Source organism: Peptoniphilus sp. Marseille-Q6390 (assembly GCF_965119475.1).
This window is the reverse complement of sequence record NZ_CBCPLS010000002.1, coordinates 331139-348919: the sequence shown is the minus strand read 5'-3', so window position 1 is coordinate 348919 and position 17781 is coordinate 331139. Positions and strand designations below refer to the sequence as shown.

14 protein-coding genes and 1 other annotated feature are annotated in these 17781 nt (G+C 33.8%); all 14 genes read right to left on the bottom strand.

What is annotated here, in order from left to right; all coding sequences use genetic code 11:
• Positions 1 to 247: 247 nt before the first annotated feature.
• The 14 genes from brnQ to ACWPVO_RS07505 all read right to left on the bottom strand — a co-directional run bounded on the left by brnQ (position 248) and on the right by ACWPVO_RS07505 (position 17352).
• Positions 248 to 1591 carry a branched-chain amino acid transport system II carrier protein gene (brnQ, locus tag ACWPVO_RS07570; RefSeq protein WP_454207572.1) on the bottom strand — a complete coding sequence of 448 codons (1344 nt, stop codon included), beginning with the start codon at positions 1589 to 1591 and terminating at the stop codon, positions 248 to 250.
• 57 nt (positions 1592 to 1648) lie between these two features.
• Positions 1649 to 1881 (bottom strand) — a binding site (T-box leader).
• Between the two features lie 188 nt (positions 1882 to 2069).
• Positions 2070 to 5090, bottom strand: coding sequence for a type I restriction endonuclease subunit R (locus ACWPVO_RS07565; RefSeq protein ID WP_454207570.1), 3021 nt, complete (start codon positions 5088 to 5090; stop codon positions 2070 to 2072).
• A gap of 12 nt (positions 5091 to 5102) precedes the next feature.
• Complete coding sequence (locus ACWPVO_RS07560) at positions 5103 to 5693, bottom strand: restriction endonuclease subunit S (protein ID WP_454207965.1); 591 nt, start codon at positions 5691 to 5693, stop codon at positions 5103 to 5105.
• Between the two features lie 58 nt (positions 5694 to 5751).
• Positions 5752 to 7017 (bottom strand): restriction endonuclease subunit S, encoded by a 1266-nt coding sequence (locus tag ACWPVO_RS07555; RefSeq protein WP_454207568.1) that lies wholly within the window; start codon positions 7015 to 7017, stop codon positions 5752 to 5754.
• Complete coding sequence (locus tag ACWPVO_RS07550) at positions 7010 to 8590, bottom strand: type I restriction-modification system subunit M (protein WP_454207566.1); 1581 nt, start codon at positions 8588 to 8590, stop codon at positions 7010 to 7012. Before ACWPVO_RS07550 ends, ACWPVO_RS07555 begins: the two co-directional genes overlap by 8 nt.
• 592 nt (positions 8591 to 9182) lie before the next feature.
• The gene (locus tag ACWPVO_RS07545) at positions 9183 to 10100 is read right to left on the bottom strand and encodes an RnfABCDGE type electron transport complex subunit B (protein ID WP_454207564.1); all 918 of its coding nucleotides are present in this window, start codon (positions 10098 to 10100) and stop codon (positions 9183 to 9185) included.
• 9 nt (positions 10101 to 10109) lie between these two features.
• Positions 10110 to 10688: an electron transport complex subunit RsxA gene (gene rsxA / locus ACWPVO_RS07540; protein WP_005955747.1), complete on the bottom strand. Its 579-nt coding sequence runs from the start codon at positions 10686 to 10688 to the stop codon at positions 10110 to 10112.
• Positions 10688 to 11284: an electron transport complex subunit RsxE gene (gene rsxE / locus ACWPVO_RS07535; protein ID WP_060799670.1), complete on the bottom strand. Its 597-nt coding sequence runs from the start codon at positions 11282 to 11284 to the stop codon at positions 10688 to 10690. Before rsxE ends, rsxA begins: the two co-directional genes overlap by 1 nt.
• Positions 11285 to 11295: 11 nt before the next feature.
• Positions 11296 to 11880 (bottom strand): FMN-binding protein, encoded by a 585-nt coding sequence (locus tag ACWPVO_RS07530; RefSeq protein ID WP_005955712.1) that lies wholly within the window; start codon positions 11878 to 11880, stop codon positions 11296 to 11298.
• On the bottom strand, positions 11881 to 12885 hold the full coding sequence (locus tag ACWPVO_RS07525) for an RnfABCDGE type electron transport complex subunit D (RefSeq protein ID WP_195445463.1): 1005 nt from the start codon (positions 12883 to 12885) through the stop codon (positions 11881 to 11883).
• Positions 12886 to 12896: 11 nt separating this feature from the next.
• Positions 12897 to 14231, bottom strand: a complete 1335-nt coding sequence (gene rsxC / locus ACWPVO_RS07520; RefSeq protein WP_005955711.1) for an electron transport complex subunit RsxC — start codon at positions 14229 to 14231, stop codon at positions 12897 to 12899.
• Positions 14232 to 14621: 390 nt separating this feature from the next.
• A complete protein-coding gene (locus ACWPVO_RS07515) occupies positions 14622 to 15050 on the bottom strand; it encodes a MaoC family dehydratase (RefSeq protein ID WP_005955636.1) in 429 nt (142 codons plus the stop codon).
• A gap of 20 nt (positions 15051 to 15070) precedes the next feature.
• The gene (phaC, locus tag ACWPVO_RS07510; protein ID WP_005955741.1) at positions 15071 to 16138 is read right to left on the bottom strand and encodes a class III poly(R)-hydroxyalkanoic acid synthase subunit PhaC; all 1068 of its coding nucleotides are present in this window, start codon (positions 16136 to 16138) and stop codon (positions 15071 to 15073) included.
• A gap of 59 nt (positions 16139 to 16197) precedes the next feature.
• Positions 16198 to 17352, bottom strand: coding sequence for a poly(R)-hydroxyalkanoic acid synthase subunit PhaE (locus tag ACWPVO_RS07505; RefSeq protein ID WP_005955795.1), 1155 nt, complete (start codon positions 17350 to 17352; stop codon positions 16198 to 16200).
• Positions 17353 to 17781 lie beyond the last annotated feature (429 nt).

Below are 17781 nucleotides of genomic sequence, written 5' to 3'. Positions count from 1 at the left end.
TCTCTTTATTTAATATCAAGTCAATTGATAACAATTATCGAGATTATTATAATATTTCTTTTTTCAATTTTCTTAACAAAAATACTTTTCTATTCAAAAAAATTTTTAATTATATTCAATTAGAATTTATTTGTCATATTTTCCTTTCATCACAAGCATCAAAAATTTTTTTTATCCTCTTTGCAAGAAAGCATAAAAAAAGTCCCACATTAATGACGTGAGACTGTTTTTAAATTTCTAATTTATCTTACATATAATTTTCTGCTTTTACCTTAGCCTTTGATGGTAATACTAGTCTTGAATATGCTTCAACTAAAACTACAGCAGCAAGACTTGGTAGGACCCAAGACAAACCACTTGATGCCATTGGAAGGCTTGCTTCAAGCTTTGTCAATAGAGGTAGACTTAGATTAAATGTTGACTTGGCAACAGACACAAGTGGTAGACCAACTGCAAAGAAGGCTGATGCCTTATAAGAAAGTCTTGAGTAACCAACAAAGTCGTGAGTAAATCCTAAGAGTATTAAGACTAAGGCAACTGGATATATAACAGTTAGTAGTGGCACTGATAAAGCAAGAAGTTTATTAAGTCCGAAGTTTGCCATTACAAAGGAGAAGAAGGTCCAAAGGAAAACCCATCTGCCATAAGACATCTTACGGTTAAAAAGGGTGCAAAAATATTCAGATCCACTTGATATTAAACCTATACAAGTTGTTAAACAAGCAAGAGTAAATATTGAAGCCAAAAGAACTAAACCAAAGTTGCCAAATACAAGCTTTACAGCTTCTGTAAGAACAACTGCACCATTTTCTACGCCAGCGAAGGCCTTCGATGTAACCATACCCATTGTTGAAAGCATTAGGTAAACAACAAACAAAACACTACCTGCAAGTAGACCAGCCTTAGCAGTATATGAAGTAACAAGCTTCTTATCTTCAACGCCAAATCTTCTTATAGCAAGAGTAACAACAAAACCAAAGTTAAGAGCTGCAACTGCGTCCATAGTGTCATAACCTGCAAGGAAACCAGCAACAACTGGAGCATCCTTGTAATTTCCACTTGCCATTGCAGGAAGCTTTGGTAGGGTCATAACTTTTGCAAACATTATAAATATTAAAAGTAAAAGTGTTGGAGTAAGATATTTTCCAACTCTTGCAACTAACTTGTTAGGCTTTAAGCAAACCCACATTGCAACAGCAAAGAATACAAAGGTATAGGCAAGCCTTACAAGAGATAGGTTAAAAGTTTCTGGTACATAAGGTGCTATTGCCATTTCAAAAGGAACAGATCCAGCTCTTGGTATACCAAGACCAGGTCCTATAGAAAGGTATATTGCAGTAGTAAAAACTAAGGCGAACTTTTCTCCAACTCTTGAAGATAAGTTTTTAAGTCCGTCAGTCTTGCCAACAGCTATAGCTCCAAGGACTGGGAAGATAATTGCAGTAACAGAAAAAGCCAAAAGGGAAATTAAAGTTTTATTCCCTGCTTGATTTCCTAAAAATGGAGGGAAAATTAAATTTCCAGCTCCAAAGAACAATCCAAAGAGCATTATGCTCACTTGAGTAAACTGACTTCTTGATAAATTTTTCATTCTTTCCTCCTAAATTTTAATTTTATAAATAAAAAAAGTCCCTTGTCTAAATAATAGACAAAGGACGAATTATCGCGTTACCACCTTAGTTCCTACAAATATGTAAGCTCTCTTAACAAGCATCAATCAATGCCGAGTATAGATAACGCCTACTAAAGCGACAAATCTTACTGAGGTTCAGACTTGCATAAAGAAAAAGGATTTTCGAATTTATCTCCATTATAGGCTTTCACCAAACGCCTACTCTCTGAAAACTTTAATAAACCTACTCGTTTTTTCCAATATTTTTTATAAATAAAATTATGATTTGCATTAAATTATAGGGAATAAAAAACATCTTGTCAAATACTTTTTTTAAATTTTCATTTTGTTAGATTTATAAAATTGAACGCAAAAAAACTGCCGCTCCCACACGACAGTTTTGATTTGAATTTGAAATTTATTTTATAAAACTCCAATAAAAACCTGATTCAAAATTTTAAATTCCCACAAAGACCTCGACAATTTTTCTAATTTTATCAAGGACAGAATCTTTTTTCTTTTCTCTTGCACCATGTCTACGTGAAGTCGGTGGAAGAATGCGGTCTAGTTCATCCCCTGCATAGTCCACGTATCCCTTGCTAATTGATTTTTCAATAAACCTTCTTGAATCATCCTTTAACTTTTCATCTTCAATCAAGTCCTCTATCTTTTTACTCTTCTCCTTCTTTGCAAAAGTGTAAAAAGACTCTAAGATGTCATCGGTATTTTTTAATTCAGACAACCTAGTTGAATTAATAAAATCCATAATTAATTCTTCCTTAGCTCTTGTGCCAAGACTGGACCTAATTACCCTTCTTACTTCAACTTTAATACTTTCAACATCTTCATGTTCTTTAGATTTTTCCAAAATTAAAGATAAAATATAATCGAGATTTATTTCATCAGTTTTAAGCAAGTCGATTTGAAATTCAATATCAGAAAAATCAATTCCCTCATCAGACTTACCTTCCCTTTTAGAACTTAAAACACTTTCTCTAATATCAACATAGACACTCTTCATGTCTTGCATCTGTCTATCAGAAATAATCTTTTCAAAGTTTTCGAACTCATCAAAGTTTTTCAAAATATTTTCAGACTTGAGAAGTTCTCCAAAAAGTTCTGCAAATTCTTTCTTGTCTGCTTCCAAAACAATCTCTGTTGGGTCTGGGAACTTTGAAACTAACTCATTACAAATTTCTACATAGCCCTTTTGAACCTTACCAGTTTCCTCATCCTTAAAACCATTGATGTATTCTTCGTAAGACTTTTCCAAGATAACATTGACACTGTTCTCATCTCCAAAGGTCTTAATGGCATCCTTTGTCGCCTTCTCCAAATCTCTAAAGCAGACAATGTTTCCAAAAGTTTTTACCTTGTTGAGAATCCTATTAGTTCTCGAAAAAGCTTGAATAAGTCCATGATACCTTAAGTTCTTGTCAACGAAGAGTGTGTTTAAAGTAGGAGCATCAAAGCCAGTCAAAAACATACCAACAACAATAAGCAAGTCAACTTGTTTATCCTTTACCTTTAGAGATAAGTCCTTGTAGTAGTTTTGGAACTCATTTCCGTTGGTAGAGAAGTTTGTCTTAAAGTAACCATTGTAATCATCTATTACCTTATCCAAAAACTCTTTTGCAGATGACTCCATGGCAGAAGGATCAAAGTTTTCTTCAGAAATTTCTCCAATAGCCCTTTGCTCTTCATTAGCTGCAAAACTATAAATAGTAGCTACCTTCAACCTCTTATCTTCAGGCAATGATTCCTGTTGCCTTTGAAACTCTTCATAATATAACTTAGCAGCATCAACACTTTGAACAGCAAACATTGCATTAAATCCATTGAGCCTTCTATGCTTCAAATCATAAAACTCATTGCGGTGGGTCTTGGTATCAAAGACATCGAGAATGTACTTAGTAATCTCACTAATTCTTTCAGGGTGAAGAAGCATTTTCTTTTCCAATTGCTCTAACTTCTTTTCATCATCTTCTTTTTCAGCATTTTTAAATTTAGGCTTGATGTTGTTGTAATCCACCTTGAACTTTAGCACCTTTCCATCACGAATGGCATCAGTGATTACATAAGAGTGGAGTTGTGCCCCAAAAATTCCTGCAGTTGTATCGCCACCAAGAGAATTTTCTGGGAAAATTGGCGTACCAGTAAAACCAAATTGGTAGTATTTCTTAAAAGCCTTTCTTATATTTTTTTGTGCATCACCAAATTGAGAGCGGTGACACTCATCATAAATAAGAACACACTGCTTATCATAAATATCGTGATTAGGATTCTTCTTCACAAACTCATTTAACTTTTGAATAGTGGTTACAACAATCCTGTTGTCATCCTTTTCGATACACTTCTTAAGCTCCTTAGTATCCTTGCTACCATTGACAGAGTCAGGTTGAAATCTTTGGTACTCCTTCATAGTTTGATAGTCAAGATCCTTCCTATCAACAACAAAAAACACCTTGTCAATAAAGTCTAAATTAGTAGCAAGCCTTGCAGCCTTAAAAGAAGTTAAAGTCTTACCAGACCCAGTAGTGTGCCAAATAAAACCGCCAGCCTCAGGTCTGCCAAACTTTTTCGCCTCATAACTAGACCTTATCTTCCATAAAATTCTTTCAGTTGCAGCAATTTGATAAGGACGCATAATCAAAAGAGTATTATTGACATCAAATACACAATACTTAGTTAGGACTTCAAGAACAACACGCTTTTCAAAAAAAGTCCTAGTAAAATCCTCTAAATCACAAATAACTTTATTCTTGGCATCAGCCCACTCGCAAGTGAACTCATAATTATTCTTATTTTGAGCCGTAGTATTTGCAAAATACCTAGTGTAGGTCCCATTAGAAATTACAAAAATTTGGACAAACTTATAGAGAGAATTATCACTATTAAAACTTTCCTTGCTATACCTGTGAATTTGGTTAAAAGCCTCATGCAAGTTTACCCCTCTTTTTTTAAGTTCAATGTGAACAAGGGGCAAGCCATTTACCAAAATTGTAACATCATAACGATTTTGATTTTTGCCCTCTCCCTTTACCTGATTAGTAACCTGCAAGAAATTATTGTGAATATTCTTCTTGTCAATGATCTTAATGTTTTGCAAATGACCATCATCAAAAGTGAAATCATAAATATAATCTTCTTGAATCTTCCTAGTCTTTTCAACCATCCCATCATTAGGAGAATCTAAATATTCAACTAAGAATCTTTTCCACTCTTCATCAGAAAAGGAAAGGCTATTTAACTTCTCAATTTGTAGCCTCAAGTTCCTATATAAGTCCTCACTAGTCTTTGTCTTTATAAACTCATAACCCTGAGAAACTAAATTATCAATCATCTTCCTTTCAAGATCACTTTCACTTTGATAGGAAGACTCTCTAGCACTTAAGTCCTTTTTAAAATTTGCTAGAATAATTCCATTGGTCATCTCAGCAATAGTCGACGTATTGTAATTTATGATTTTCTCGGACATAATAACTCCTTTCTATTTAGGAAAATTCAAAAGCCTTTCTCTATAATACTCATACTGTTTTTGTCTTAACTCAATCTCTTTAGGTAAACCTTCATTAATGTCATTTACCAACTTATCAAACTTATCTAGTATAGAAACGACCTGTTCTTGAATAGGAATTGGAGGAATAATAATTAGGTATCTCTTTAAAATTTCTTTATTAAGTCCTCCTCGACTCCCATCACCCGATGATACCTCACGTAATTTATTATATTGACTCTCCAAATAATAATATAAATAGTCGTTTATTATAATATCCTTAGGAATTAAGGTTGCTAAAGATTGGTTTGTTGAAAGGCTGATTTTTATTCTTGCAACTAAACCTCTAGTTTTACCCTGCCCAGCCAATGCTATTACTGTCGAATCAGCTGGAACCATAGTTGCACTTGAATTATCATAACCTGCTTGCGTTATAAAATTATCTGTACTGTATATTTTCTTTTTATTTACTTCTCCACTACTCATCCAAGGAATAGTTCCATTTTCCCAATACTCGTGTTTAGTCTTATTAGGCGTTCCACCAAGTACAATATCTGAAATTTCTCCAAGATTCTTCTTCTCGATATTAAAAAAACTAACTCCAACAATTTCTCCAGCTTCTTTGAGAGATTTTAAATATGATTTAGAGAGATATGCTCTCTCTCTCTCTCTCTCTCTCTCTCTCTAACATATTTCCGTCAAATGTCAAGAGTTTTTCACGATAATATTCATATTGTTTTCGTCTTTGTTCAATCTCCTCTGGCAACAAACCTTGAGTATCAGAAAGCAGGTCTTGAAACTTATCAAGAATATTTGCCACCAACTTTTGTAACTTTTTATCAATTATAGGAACTGGCAAAGAGCGAATTATTTCAGAATTCAGATTACTTACAGAAGAGCTATTTATTTTTCCTTCCCAGTAATTTTTAACCTGAGAAGATGTCAAGTAATAATATAAAAAATCAGGATCTAAAAAATCATGAAATTCACTAATTGAAGCCCAACCATCATGTATTGCTCCATCGATATTAAGTATATAAGGTCTTCCAAAACTCATAGAGTTTGACATTATAAAATCACCTTTTTTCAAAACCCTAGATTTTTCAGCTCCCTCTAACGATATTTTTTGTTCGGTTTTTGTTACATATTTTGAGTTTACACTTACATCTCCTATTTTTATCCAAGGTATGCCTTCTTCATCGTTAGTAATATATTTTTTTATAGGTCTTGGTGAGGCTCCTCTACTTATTTTAGCAATTTTTCCAAGAGTAATTATTTTAATTTCATAATCTTTTGATATTAAATTATCCATTTCGTTAGATAATTTGCTTAAATAATCTTCACTTAAAAGCATATCCCTATAATACTCATACTGCTTATTTCTTGCCTGTAACTCTGCCTGTAACTCTGCCTGTAACTCAGTAACATAATTTGTGAATTTGTCAAGTATTTTAACAATTTTTTCTTGCGTTTCAATTTGTGGAATCGGAATCTTTATGTTAGCAACTACATTACTCATTAATTTAGGATTTCCGGATCCACCTTTAACATGCTTATTTGCCTCAATTTGTAACCAATATACAATATATTTAACTAATAATCTATTGCTATCATTAGGCTTTATCAACCCACAAATATTTGTAATTGAAAATTTTCCATTTCTATAAAATACGGTACCAGCATACGCTCCATCAGTAGTCCATGTAGCATATTCACCATCAAAATCATAGGTATTAATTCTACCAATTTCTCCATTATTTCTTGTCTGAGAAGAATATACCGGAAAATCACCAGAATTTTTTTCCAAATATGCCTTTGAGATTACACGTCCTCTTTTAATCTCGCAAACTTCACCTAACTTCTTCCACTCTACCTTTTCATTCTTTAATAATTCATCTATCTTACTCATCTTCAAGCTCCCTTACTATTTCATTTATAGAAGCTCTAAGCTCGTCTATTTTCTTTACAGTTTCATCAATTTCTTTGTTGAGGACCTTGATGTCTATCTTTTCTCTCGTATCTTCCTTTTCTACATAAGTGGAAACTGAAAGGTTGTAGTCATTTTCTACTATTTCATCTATGTCTACATATCTGGAGAAGTATTCCCTTTCTTCACGGTTTTTAAATTCTTCTACTATTGTATTGATGTTCTTTTCTTCTAAGATGTTGTTGTTTGTTTCCTTTTTAAATTCCTTGCTTGCATCAATAAATAAGATTTTATTTTCTGTTTTGTTTTTCGCCATTACTAGGACGCAAGTTGCTATTGACGTTCCAAAGAAGAGATTTTCAGGTAGTTGTATTACACAGTCGATAAAGTTGTTGTCCACTAGGTACTGCCTAATTGTTTTTTCTGCTCCCTTCCTATAAAAAATCCCTGGGAAGCAAACTATGGCAGCCCTTCCTTGACTTGATAAATAAAAAAGTGAATGGAGTATAAAGGCATAATCTGCATAAGATTTTGGTGCCAACTTACCTGCTGGGGCAAATCTTTCATCACTTATAAGTGTTGGATCCTTATCTCCTATCCACTTTATTGAATAAGGTGGATTTGAAACAATGGCATCAAAGGGTTTTTCATCTCCATGAAGGGGATTTATGAGGGTGTCTCCCCTTCTTATAGAAAAGTTGTTGTAGTTGACATTGTGAAGGAACATATTCATACGGGCTAGGTTGAAGTTGGTCATGTTGATTTCTTGACCAAAGAAGCCTTCATCAATTATATGTTCATCAAATTGCTTCTTCATTTGCAAGAGCAGGGACCCACTGCCACATGTAGGATCATACACCTTGTTAATGCTTGTCTTGCCTTCCATTACTATTCTTGCCAAGAGTTTTGATACTGTTTGTGGTGTGAAAAATTCTCCACCTGACTTACCTGCATTGCTTGCGTAGTTAGAAATTAAATATTCGTAGGCATCGCCAAAGGCATCTATGTCATTGTCTTTGAAGTCGCCAAAGTTTATTTTATCAATCCCTGTTAATATGTCACATAATCTTTTGTTTTTCTCTGCGACTGTTCCGCCTAGTTTGTTGCTTCTTGTATCTACATCTTCGAAAAGTCCTTTTATGTCATCTTCTGATTGAAAACCTACAGCACTTCCTTCAATGTCTTTAAATATATTTGCTAGATCTGTGTTTAAGTTTTCATTATTTTTTGCTGTCTTTACTACGTTTTTAAAGAGTTGGCTTGGCAAGATAAAGAAGCCCTTATCTTCTACTGTGTTTGGTCTAAAGTCTTGTTCTGCTTCTTCATCTGAAATTTCTGCATAGTCAAATTCCAAATCTCCTGCTTCGTGTTCTGCTTCGTTAAAAAATTCTGTAATGTTTTCTGATATGAATCTATAAAATAGAATTCCTAATATGTATTGTTTGAAGTCCCAGCCGTCTACTGCTCCTCTAACATCATCAGCTATTGCCCATATTTTTCTATGGAGCTCTGCTCTTTGCACTGTTTCTAAGTTTTCTTTTATCTTATCAGCCATTTATACTACCTCACTTATTTATTTTTCATCTTTTAATCTTTTATTTTGTATGACTTATTATCAAAGTATTTAAAAGTCCTTATACATAAATAGAATATCATTTTATGCTATTTCTTACAAAGAAAATGTTTGCTATCTAAAAATTTCTTTTTGTTTTTCTTATAACTTTTTCATTTTACTTTTAATTGTTTTGCAGTTCCTTAGTTTTTGTTTGTTGTTTGTTGTTTAATCTTTCTTATTTAACTTCTTGCTTCTAATCTTTTACTTATTATTTCACTACTCTTCATTCATATTACTTTTTTGCTTACAACTCTTTACTCTTTAAATTCTAACTTCTTTCCTCTTACTTCATTACTTACTACTCTTTACATTCTTACTTCTTTTCTGCTACTTTTTACTACTTACTCTCTACTTCATTCTTTATTCTTCACTCATCCTTCACTTTTCTTTATCATCTTACTTCTTAATTCTTTCTTCATCCTCTTTCTTACAAAATAAATTTTCATTTTTCAACTTATAAAATTGAACGCAAAAAAACTGCCGCTATTACACGACAGTTTTGATTTTGAATTTGAAATTTTAAATTTAAAGTTTAAGCATTAACTTTTTCTTTTTCTGCTTCTGCTTTTTTAGCTTGGGCTTCTGCAAGTTTTGCTTGTCTTTCTTTTTCTTTCTTTTCTTTTTCCTTTTGTTTCATTTTTTCAACTCTTTCAGGATATTCGCAATAGATTGCTCCTGTTGGACATTTTGAAACACAAATTCCACAGTTGATACACTTTTCATAGTCAATTGATGCTAGGTTGTTTTCTACATGGATTGCATCCTTAGGACAGTTCTTTTCACAGATTCCACATCCTATACAACCGATGCTACAGTTATTTCTAACAACTTTACCTGAGTCAAGTGACTTACATTCTACAACTGTTTTTGATTTGTAAGGTCTTAGAGAAATAATTTTCTTAGGACAAATGTTGATACACTTCATACAAGCTACACATTTTTCCTTGTCAACTACTGCTACTCCGTTAACCATGTGGATGGCGTCGAATTCACATACGCTTACACAAGTTCCACCACCGCAGCAACCAAAGTTACAAGCTTTTGCACCTTGTTGGTAGTCTGCTATAAGTCTACAGTCAACTAGGTCATTGTAGTCGTATTTATTTTTTGCCTTATTGCAGTCACCTTGGCAGTGAACTACGGCAACATTTCTATCAACATTTCCTGCATTGACACCCATTATTGTGCTGACTTTTTCAGCTGTGTCTGCACCACCAATTACGCAACCATTTACTGGTGCTTTGCCAGATGCAATGGCTTCTGCAAGTCCATCACAACCTGGGAAACCACAAGCTCCACAGTTTGCGCCTGGAAGGGCATCTCTAACTTCTGCTACCTTTGGATCAACTTCTACATAAAAAACCTTTGATGCAATGGAGAGTATTACTCCAAAGAAGGCTCCCGCAATTCCTAAAAAGATCGCTGGGGTAAGTATTGTACTAAGTTCCATAATTACCTCCTATACCAATCCGCCGAAACCTGAGAATGCTATTGCCATAAGACCAGCACTCACAAGTGCAATAGGAACACCTTGAAGTGCCTTAGGTACATTTGCTAGCATAAGTTTTTCTCTTAGAGCTGCTATTAGTACTAAAGCAAGTGTGAAGCCTATAGAAGCTCCAAATCCACTAAAGATAGTTTCTATTAAGTTATATCCGTTTTGCACGTTTAATACTGTTACACCAAGTACAACGCAGTTTGTAGTAATTAGTGGAAGGTAAACACCCATGGCTTGATAAAGTGAAGGTGATGACTTCTTAATAAACATTTCTACAAATTGTACTAGGGATGCAATTACAAGTATAAAGGCAATTGTTTGTAAATACTCAAGTCCAAATTTGTCTAATACAAAAATTTGAATTAGCCATGTTATTGCAGATGCAAGTACAACTACAAAGGTAACGGCTATACCCATTCCAAGGGCAGTCTCTGTCTTGGAAGATACACCTAAGAAGGGACAAATTCCTAAGAACTGAGCAAAAACATAGTTATTTACAAGTATTGTTGAGATTAAAATAGTTAAAATACTTTCTAACATTAGTCTGCCCTCCTATTTAATAATATTTTAAATCCTGCTATTAAGAATCCAAGAAGTATGAAGGCACCTGCTGGAGCTCCCATAAGTCCAATTCCTGGATAGGCTTCTGGCAAGATTTGTTTTTCAAATAATGTTCCGTAACCGAAAAATTCACGTACAAGACCCATTGCAAGAACTGCAATTGTGTATCCTACTCCTGTTCCTATTCCGTCAACTATTGATGGGATAAGTTTGTTCTTGTAGGCGAAACCTTCTGCTTCACCAAGTATACAGCAGTTAACTACGATTAGTGGTAAGAAGATACCTAGTGCTGCATAAATTGATTGGGCATATGCTTGAAGGATCATTTGTACTAATGTTACAAAAGTTGCAATTACTACGATAAAGCAAGGAATTCTTATTTTATCAGGAATTACATTTCTAAGGGCAGATACTACACCGTTACTCATTATAAGTACGAAGGTAACTGCTATACCCATTGCTAGTGAGTTTGTTAAACTGTTTGTAATAGCCAGTGTTGAACAAAGTCCTATAAGTTGTATGAATACAGGATTGTTTTTAAAAGCACCGTCTAAAAATACTTTAGATAATTTCATTTTAAACCTCCTTATTCATTTTTTAAAACTTCGTCATAAACTTTTATGGCATCGTTGGAACCTGCAAGTGCTCCCTTAGAAGAAATTGTTGCAGATGTTAGCCACATAACTTCATCTTCAGCCTTTGGATCCTTAGAAAGTTTTAAAGGACCAACTGCAGATTTCCCTTCATAGGATGGATAGTATTCGTCAGTTGTGATTCTAGAACCAAATCCACTTGTTTCACCATTGGAGATATTTCTAAATCCAGCGATTTTATCGCCATCAAGTAAGAATCCAAGAGCGTTAACCATAGCTCCACCATAACCATTTGATTTTACGTTTACACCATATCCAACAACATCTTGTCCCTTTTTGGCAACAAAGATTTTTTCTATGTTTGGATATTTTTCTTTTATTGCATCTAATTTAGCTTGATCGTATTCTTCAAAACTATCGGCAGCATCACCAAAAATAACTTCATAGGATGCAAGTGTATTTTTAAGTTCAGTTTCTGCAATTACTGGAGCCGTAAAACTATTTACAGCTGCAAGAAGACCTGCTGATAGGGCACAGAATACTAAAAGTATTATTCCAAATTTTACTGGTTCTTTCATTTACTTCGCCTCCCCATATGCACTTGATACTGTAAGTTTGTCAATTAATGGTGTTGCGAGGTTCATAAGACATATTGCGTATGAAACACCTTCAGGAAGAGATGCCTTAACCCTAATAACTGCAGTTAAGATACCACATCCAAGGGCAAAAATAATTCTTCCCTTTTTGTTTATTGGGTTTGTAGTGTAGTCAGTTGCCATAAAGATAGCACCAAGTAACAAACCACCTGCAAGTAGTTCATAAGGAATTAGTTCCATTGGGATTCCAAGAACAAATAGACATACTGCAGTAGTTGCTACATAGATAACTGGAATTTCCCAAGTAATTACCTTTCTTGCTACTAGGTAAACAAAGCCAATTAGAAGTGCAATTGCAGAAGTTTCTCCTATTACACCACCAATATTTCCCATAAACATATCTCCCAATGATGGAAGATTTGTAATATCGCCAGAAGCAATAATTTGAAGAGGTGTTGCGAAAGATATTCCATCCACTGCTACAGATGATGTTGTAATACCTTGCTTCAATATTTCTGGTGAAATATAATCTGTAATTTGTTTTGGCCAAGATGTCATAAGTACAAGTCTTGCTGCAAGGGCTGGGTTCATAAAGTTGAAACCAATACCACCAAAACATTCTTTAACTACTAATATTGCAAAAACTGATCCGAAAGCTGCCATCCATAGTGGGAAAGACTCAGGCATGTTAAGTGCAATCAATATTCCAGTAACAACAGCAGATAAATCAGCGATTTGTACAGTTTTCTTTAGGCATTTTTGTGTAATAAGTTCAGTAAATACACAAGCACCAATGCATACTGCTAAAAGAGCAATAGCCCTTGTTCCAAAGAAATAAACAGAAGCAATCATTGCAGGAACAAGTGCAATAATAACATCAAGCATAATCTTTCTAACAGTGTCGTTTGACCTAATATGAGGTGCTAGTGAAACAAAACGTGCCTCATTTACTGTCATCGGATCTTTATTAATTTTATTATTTTCCAAATTGATCCCTCCTATCTCTTTTGATTAGCTCTGATTTCTCGTTTAGCTAATTTAATAGATGCTGTAAGATGTCTCTTAGCTGGACATACAAAGGAACATATACCACATTCCATACATTGGTCAGCATGAAGAGTCATGCATAAGTCCACATCGCCCTTTAAAATCGCATGATTAATATCAGTTGGATTTATGTGAGCTGGGCAGTGGTCAACACACCTTGAACATCTAATACATGGAGACTCAATTCTTTCTGTGACTTCTTCTTCAGTGAAAACCAAAATACCAGAAGTAGTCTTAGTAACTGGAGAGTCAAGATTAAATACAGACTTACCAGTCATTGGACCGCCACAGATGATTTCCTTGAAGTTGTCCTTTACTCCTCCACAGAAATCTAGGATATCTCCCACAGGAGTACCTATTTTAACGAGAATATTCTTAGGTTCCTTAATACCAGAACCAGAAACAGTTATAACTCTTTCATAGGAAGGCTTTCCTTCGATCATAGCTTCGTAAAAGGCAAGAGTAGTACCAACATTTGTTAGAAAAACTCCAACATCATTTGTTACACCATTTTGTGGAACAATTCTTCCAACAACAGCTTCAGAAAGTCTCTTTGAATCACCTTGTGGATACTTAGTTTGGCATCCAACAACCTTTAGGTGCTTCCAGTTAGGATTTTCCCCAATAACTTCTTCCATCTTAGCAATTGCATCAGGTTTATTTTCTTCAATTGCCATATAGGAAGCTTCTTTGTTGTAATAATATGAGAAGATATCTAGACCTTCTAATATTTCTTCAGTTTTTTCTAGCATAATTCTATGGTCACATGTAAGGAAAGGCTCACATTCTGCACCATTGATTATACATTCATCTAAAGCTGGATCTTCACTCTTTAGCTTAGCGTGAAGTGGGAAACCAGCTCCCCCCATTCCTACGATTCCCTTTTCTTTTATAAAAGGAATCAAATCGTCAATTGGATGATCCTTGTAATCCTTAAAAGACTTAAGATCATCAGTCATTTCATCCTTGCCATCGTTTTCTATAACGACGCAATCACAATACCTTCCATCAGCTGTATACATTTTTTTAATCTCTTTAACTGTACCTGAAACAGAAGAGTGTATAGCTGCTGAAATAAAAGCATCAGAATTCCCAACAATTTGGCCAACCTTAACAGAATCGCCCTTAGACACAACAGGTGAGCATGGCGCTCCAATGTGTTGTGACATAGGTATGTAGGCAATCTTTGGACTTGGCATCCTCTCAATTGCGATTTTTTCTGTCAAAGTTTTGTGTTCGTCCATGTGAACTCCACCTACGGAAAAAGTGAGATTTCTTGAACTCATAAAACTTCACCCCTTATTTGGCATAAGCCTATATTTTTACCATTTGTTATAATTATAACACTAAATTTTATTAAAGTACATTATTCTACTGAAAAAATTCAATTTGGGAAATCTTTATCATTCTTTAAAAATAGTCATTCTTGACAGGTTGATTTTGATACCAGCTATCAAAATCACCTTCATTAAAAACTTTATTTTTCTTTAATAGTTGGCTTCTTTGTATATAAAATTAGGCTGATAAATTTAAATACGAGCAATATTATCAGAAGATTTTTTCTTTTTAGTCTTTAACAAATAGTCCATAATTCTATAAAATCAAATATCCTAATTTAAATTTTACTCAAATATAAAAAACGACGCTATGTAATATAGCGCCGTCCTCTTATATTGTTATTCCAGTGGAGCTAAAACTAAAGCCCTACCCTCTATTACTGTTTGTCCATGTTGATTCACGCAAACTGTGTCCATAATTACCCTGTTTGTGTCAGGAAAGATTTCTTCCACCGTGCAAGTTGCTGTAATAGTATCCCCAAAATGAACTGGATGTGTAAATTTAAGATCTTGATTTAAATAGATAGTTCCTGGTCCAGGAAGTTGGGTTCCTAATACTGAAGAAATAAATCCTGCACTAATCATACCGTGAGCAATACGTTTTTTAAATCTTGTTTTTTTAGCAAACTCTTCATTGATGTGGGCAGGGTTAAAGTCACCAGATACTCCAATGTAGTTATAAACATCTGCCTCTGAAACAGTTTTTGTAAAGCAAGCGCTTTGTCCTACCTTCAATTCATTAATAGTTTTTCCCTTTGTGTTATCCATATGTCACTATCCCTTCTATTTTATTTTGAGTGACTCTTTAACCAGTCCACTACAGTTGGTGCTACTTCTTCTTGACTCCTTCTACTTACAAACATTCCAATATGACCTGTAGGGAAAGATTTAGCTGTGTAGTCTTCGCTTCCCACATAATCTCCAATTGGAATAGATGCAGCATTAGGCACTTGGTTGTCTCTTTCTGCATAAAGATTTAGAACTGGCTGAGTGATTTTTTTCAAATCTACTTTTTTACCACCAACTTCCATTTCGCCTTTAATAAGACGATTTTCTCTATACATTGCGTTTAAGAATTCCTTATAAGCCATTCCAGCTTGTCCAGGGCTGTCGAAAATCCACTTTTCCATAGTCATAAAACTTGAGAGATGTTCTGGATCGTCTAAGTCATTTATAACATCTACATATTTGTTCACCATAAGTGATAAAGGTTTTAAAGTTAGGAAACCTGTATTCATAAAGTCTCCTGGCACAACTCCATAGGCTTCTACCATCCTGTCTGGGTCTAAATATTTTCCCCACTTGAAAAGAAGTCCGTCATCTGTAGAGAAGTCTACAGGTGTAACCATAGTTACAAGATTTTTAACCTTTCCTGGATGAAGAGCTGTGTACATCAAACTAAAAGTACCACCTTGACAGACACCAAGAATATTTATCTTATCTGCGCCACTTTCTTTTCTTATGTGGTCAACAACATCGTCAATATAAATATTTATATAGTCATCTAAAGAGATATACTTGTCATCAGCTGTAGGGAAACCCCACTCTATTAAATATAAATCTAGTCCGCTGTCCACTAGTTTTTTAATAAAAGACTTGTCCTGACCAATATCCATCATTGAAGGAGTGTTCACAAGAGCATAAACAATTAGTGTTGGAACCTTATTTACACTTCTTGTAGATTTGTTATAATGATAAAGTTTTAATTTATCTTCCTCGAAAACAACTTCCCTTGGAGTTTGATTAGCGTGATCATTAGTTGCACTAATCATACTCTCATAACTCTTTAGAAATTTTTCTTGAGCCTTTATCCCTTCTTCAATGGATGTCTTTATATCAAAAAAATCTTTGTACATTTTCTCCTCCTTTACCTAATCTATCTCAAAGTTTATTGCGATAATTTTTTAATCCTTCCTCAGTCTTTCTTACCCTTCAATTCTTCCAATTCTTTCTTTAAGGACCTAACTTCACGTCTCAATTCGTAAACATTCTTATAAACATTATCTACTTCAGACTTTGTAACAATTGGAGAATCGCTAAGAGATTTTTCAATTAACTTGTCAAATTCAATTTTAAAAATCATATAAGAATCTGCTGCCTTAGCAATAAGCTTTGAAAACTCATCTGTATAAAAATATTTTTCAATGGCATTTTCAACATGCTTTGACCACATCTTATAAAACTCATTGAAAGTTTTTGGATCTTCACCTTTATCAACTGCTTCAAAGTATTCTTCAAAAACTTCTTGGGAGTTCTTGTATCCAACAGACAAAGATTTTGTCATAAATTCTGAGACAGAAATTAACATATCAATCATAGAATCTACAGCCTTATTGTTTTGCTCAAGCATTTCTCTTGAACTTCCAACTACAGGAGATTTTACTAAAATTCCAAAAGTTTTATTATAGGCATCCTTCCATTCTTTTAAAGAATCTGATAGCTTCATAGGATCCTTGTATATAGCTTCCATGTAAATATCAGCTATATTTTGGTAGGCAAAGGACCAAGGACCAACAAAATTTTCTAAAGTTTTTAAGTAAGTATTAAAGTAACTTTGAGAGTTAATCATCAAGCCTTGAATTTCTTTAGGCAAAAGTGGAATTAAATTATTTGTGAAAATTTCATTAAATTGATTTACTAACTGGTTTAGATTTTCTTTGTAGATATCACTTCCAGATTTTAAATAATCATCGTTGAACTTTTTCCATTGTTCATAAACACCAAGGTACAATTTGTTAGAGTTAAGAATTTTTTCAAAAACATCTCTAGTACCTGCTCCCATCATTTTGCTAGCATCAAAAGGATTATAATATTCCATCATCTTTGTCCAAGCTTCGTAAGGACTATTCATAAATGGATTTTCTTGACTTGAATTTTTAACCATATCTTCCCAACCCTTCATCCATGCTTGTTGGAACTTTGCCCAATCTTGATATTTAGTAAAATCAAAAGCATTGCCTTGCGCATTTTCATTTTCAGGATCTCTCTTTGGCAGAGCATCCATCCATGCCTTCATCATTTCTTGACTTGTTTTGAACATATCATTCCAAGCGTTGTTGTTCATTGTCATATTATCCCCCTGTTTTCTAAATTTAAATTTACTTTTGTAGTTTATCTTATTAATAAATTACCCACTTTTTTATATTGTAAAACAATAATATTTGGTTTTGTTAAATTTTTATTAAAACTTATGTAAAATTTATTACTTCTTAGTCTTTTGTTAGCTTTTGATACCTTATAACTTTTTAAAAAACCATGTCTTAGTAATTTATAAAAATTTTTCTTTTGCCAGCTTATAAAAGTTTGTTAGTCACTAAACAAATGCAAGTCTTTGATGATTCGCTTGTTGATAAATAAATAGAAAGCTACAAAACCTTACTTTCTTATGCTTTAATGCAAGGCTATGAAATTTTATTAGCTTATAATTTAATACAAGGCTGTAAAAATATCTTAGTTTATTATTTAATACAAGCTTGAAAAAAATTCTAGCTCCCAATAA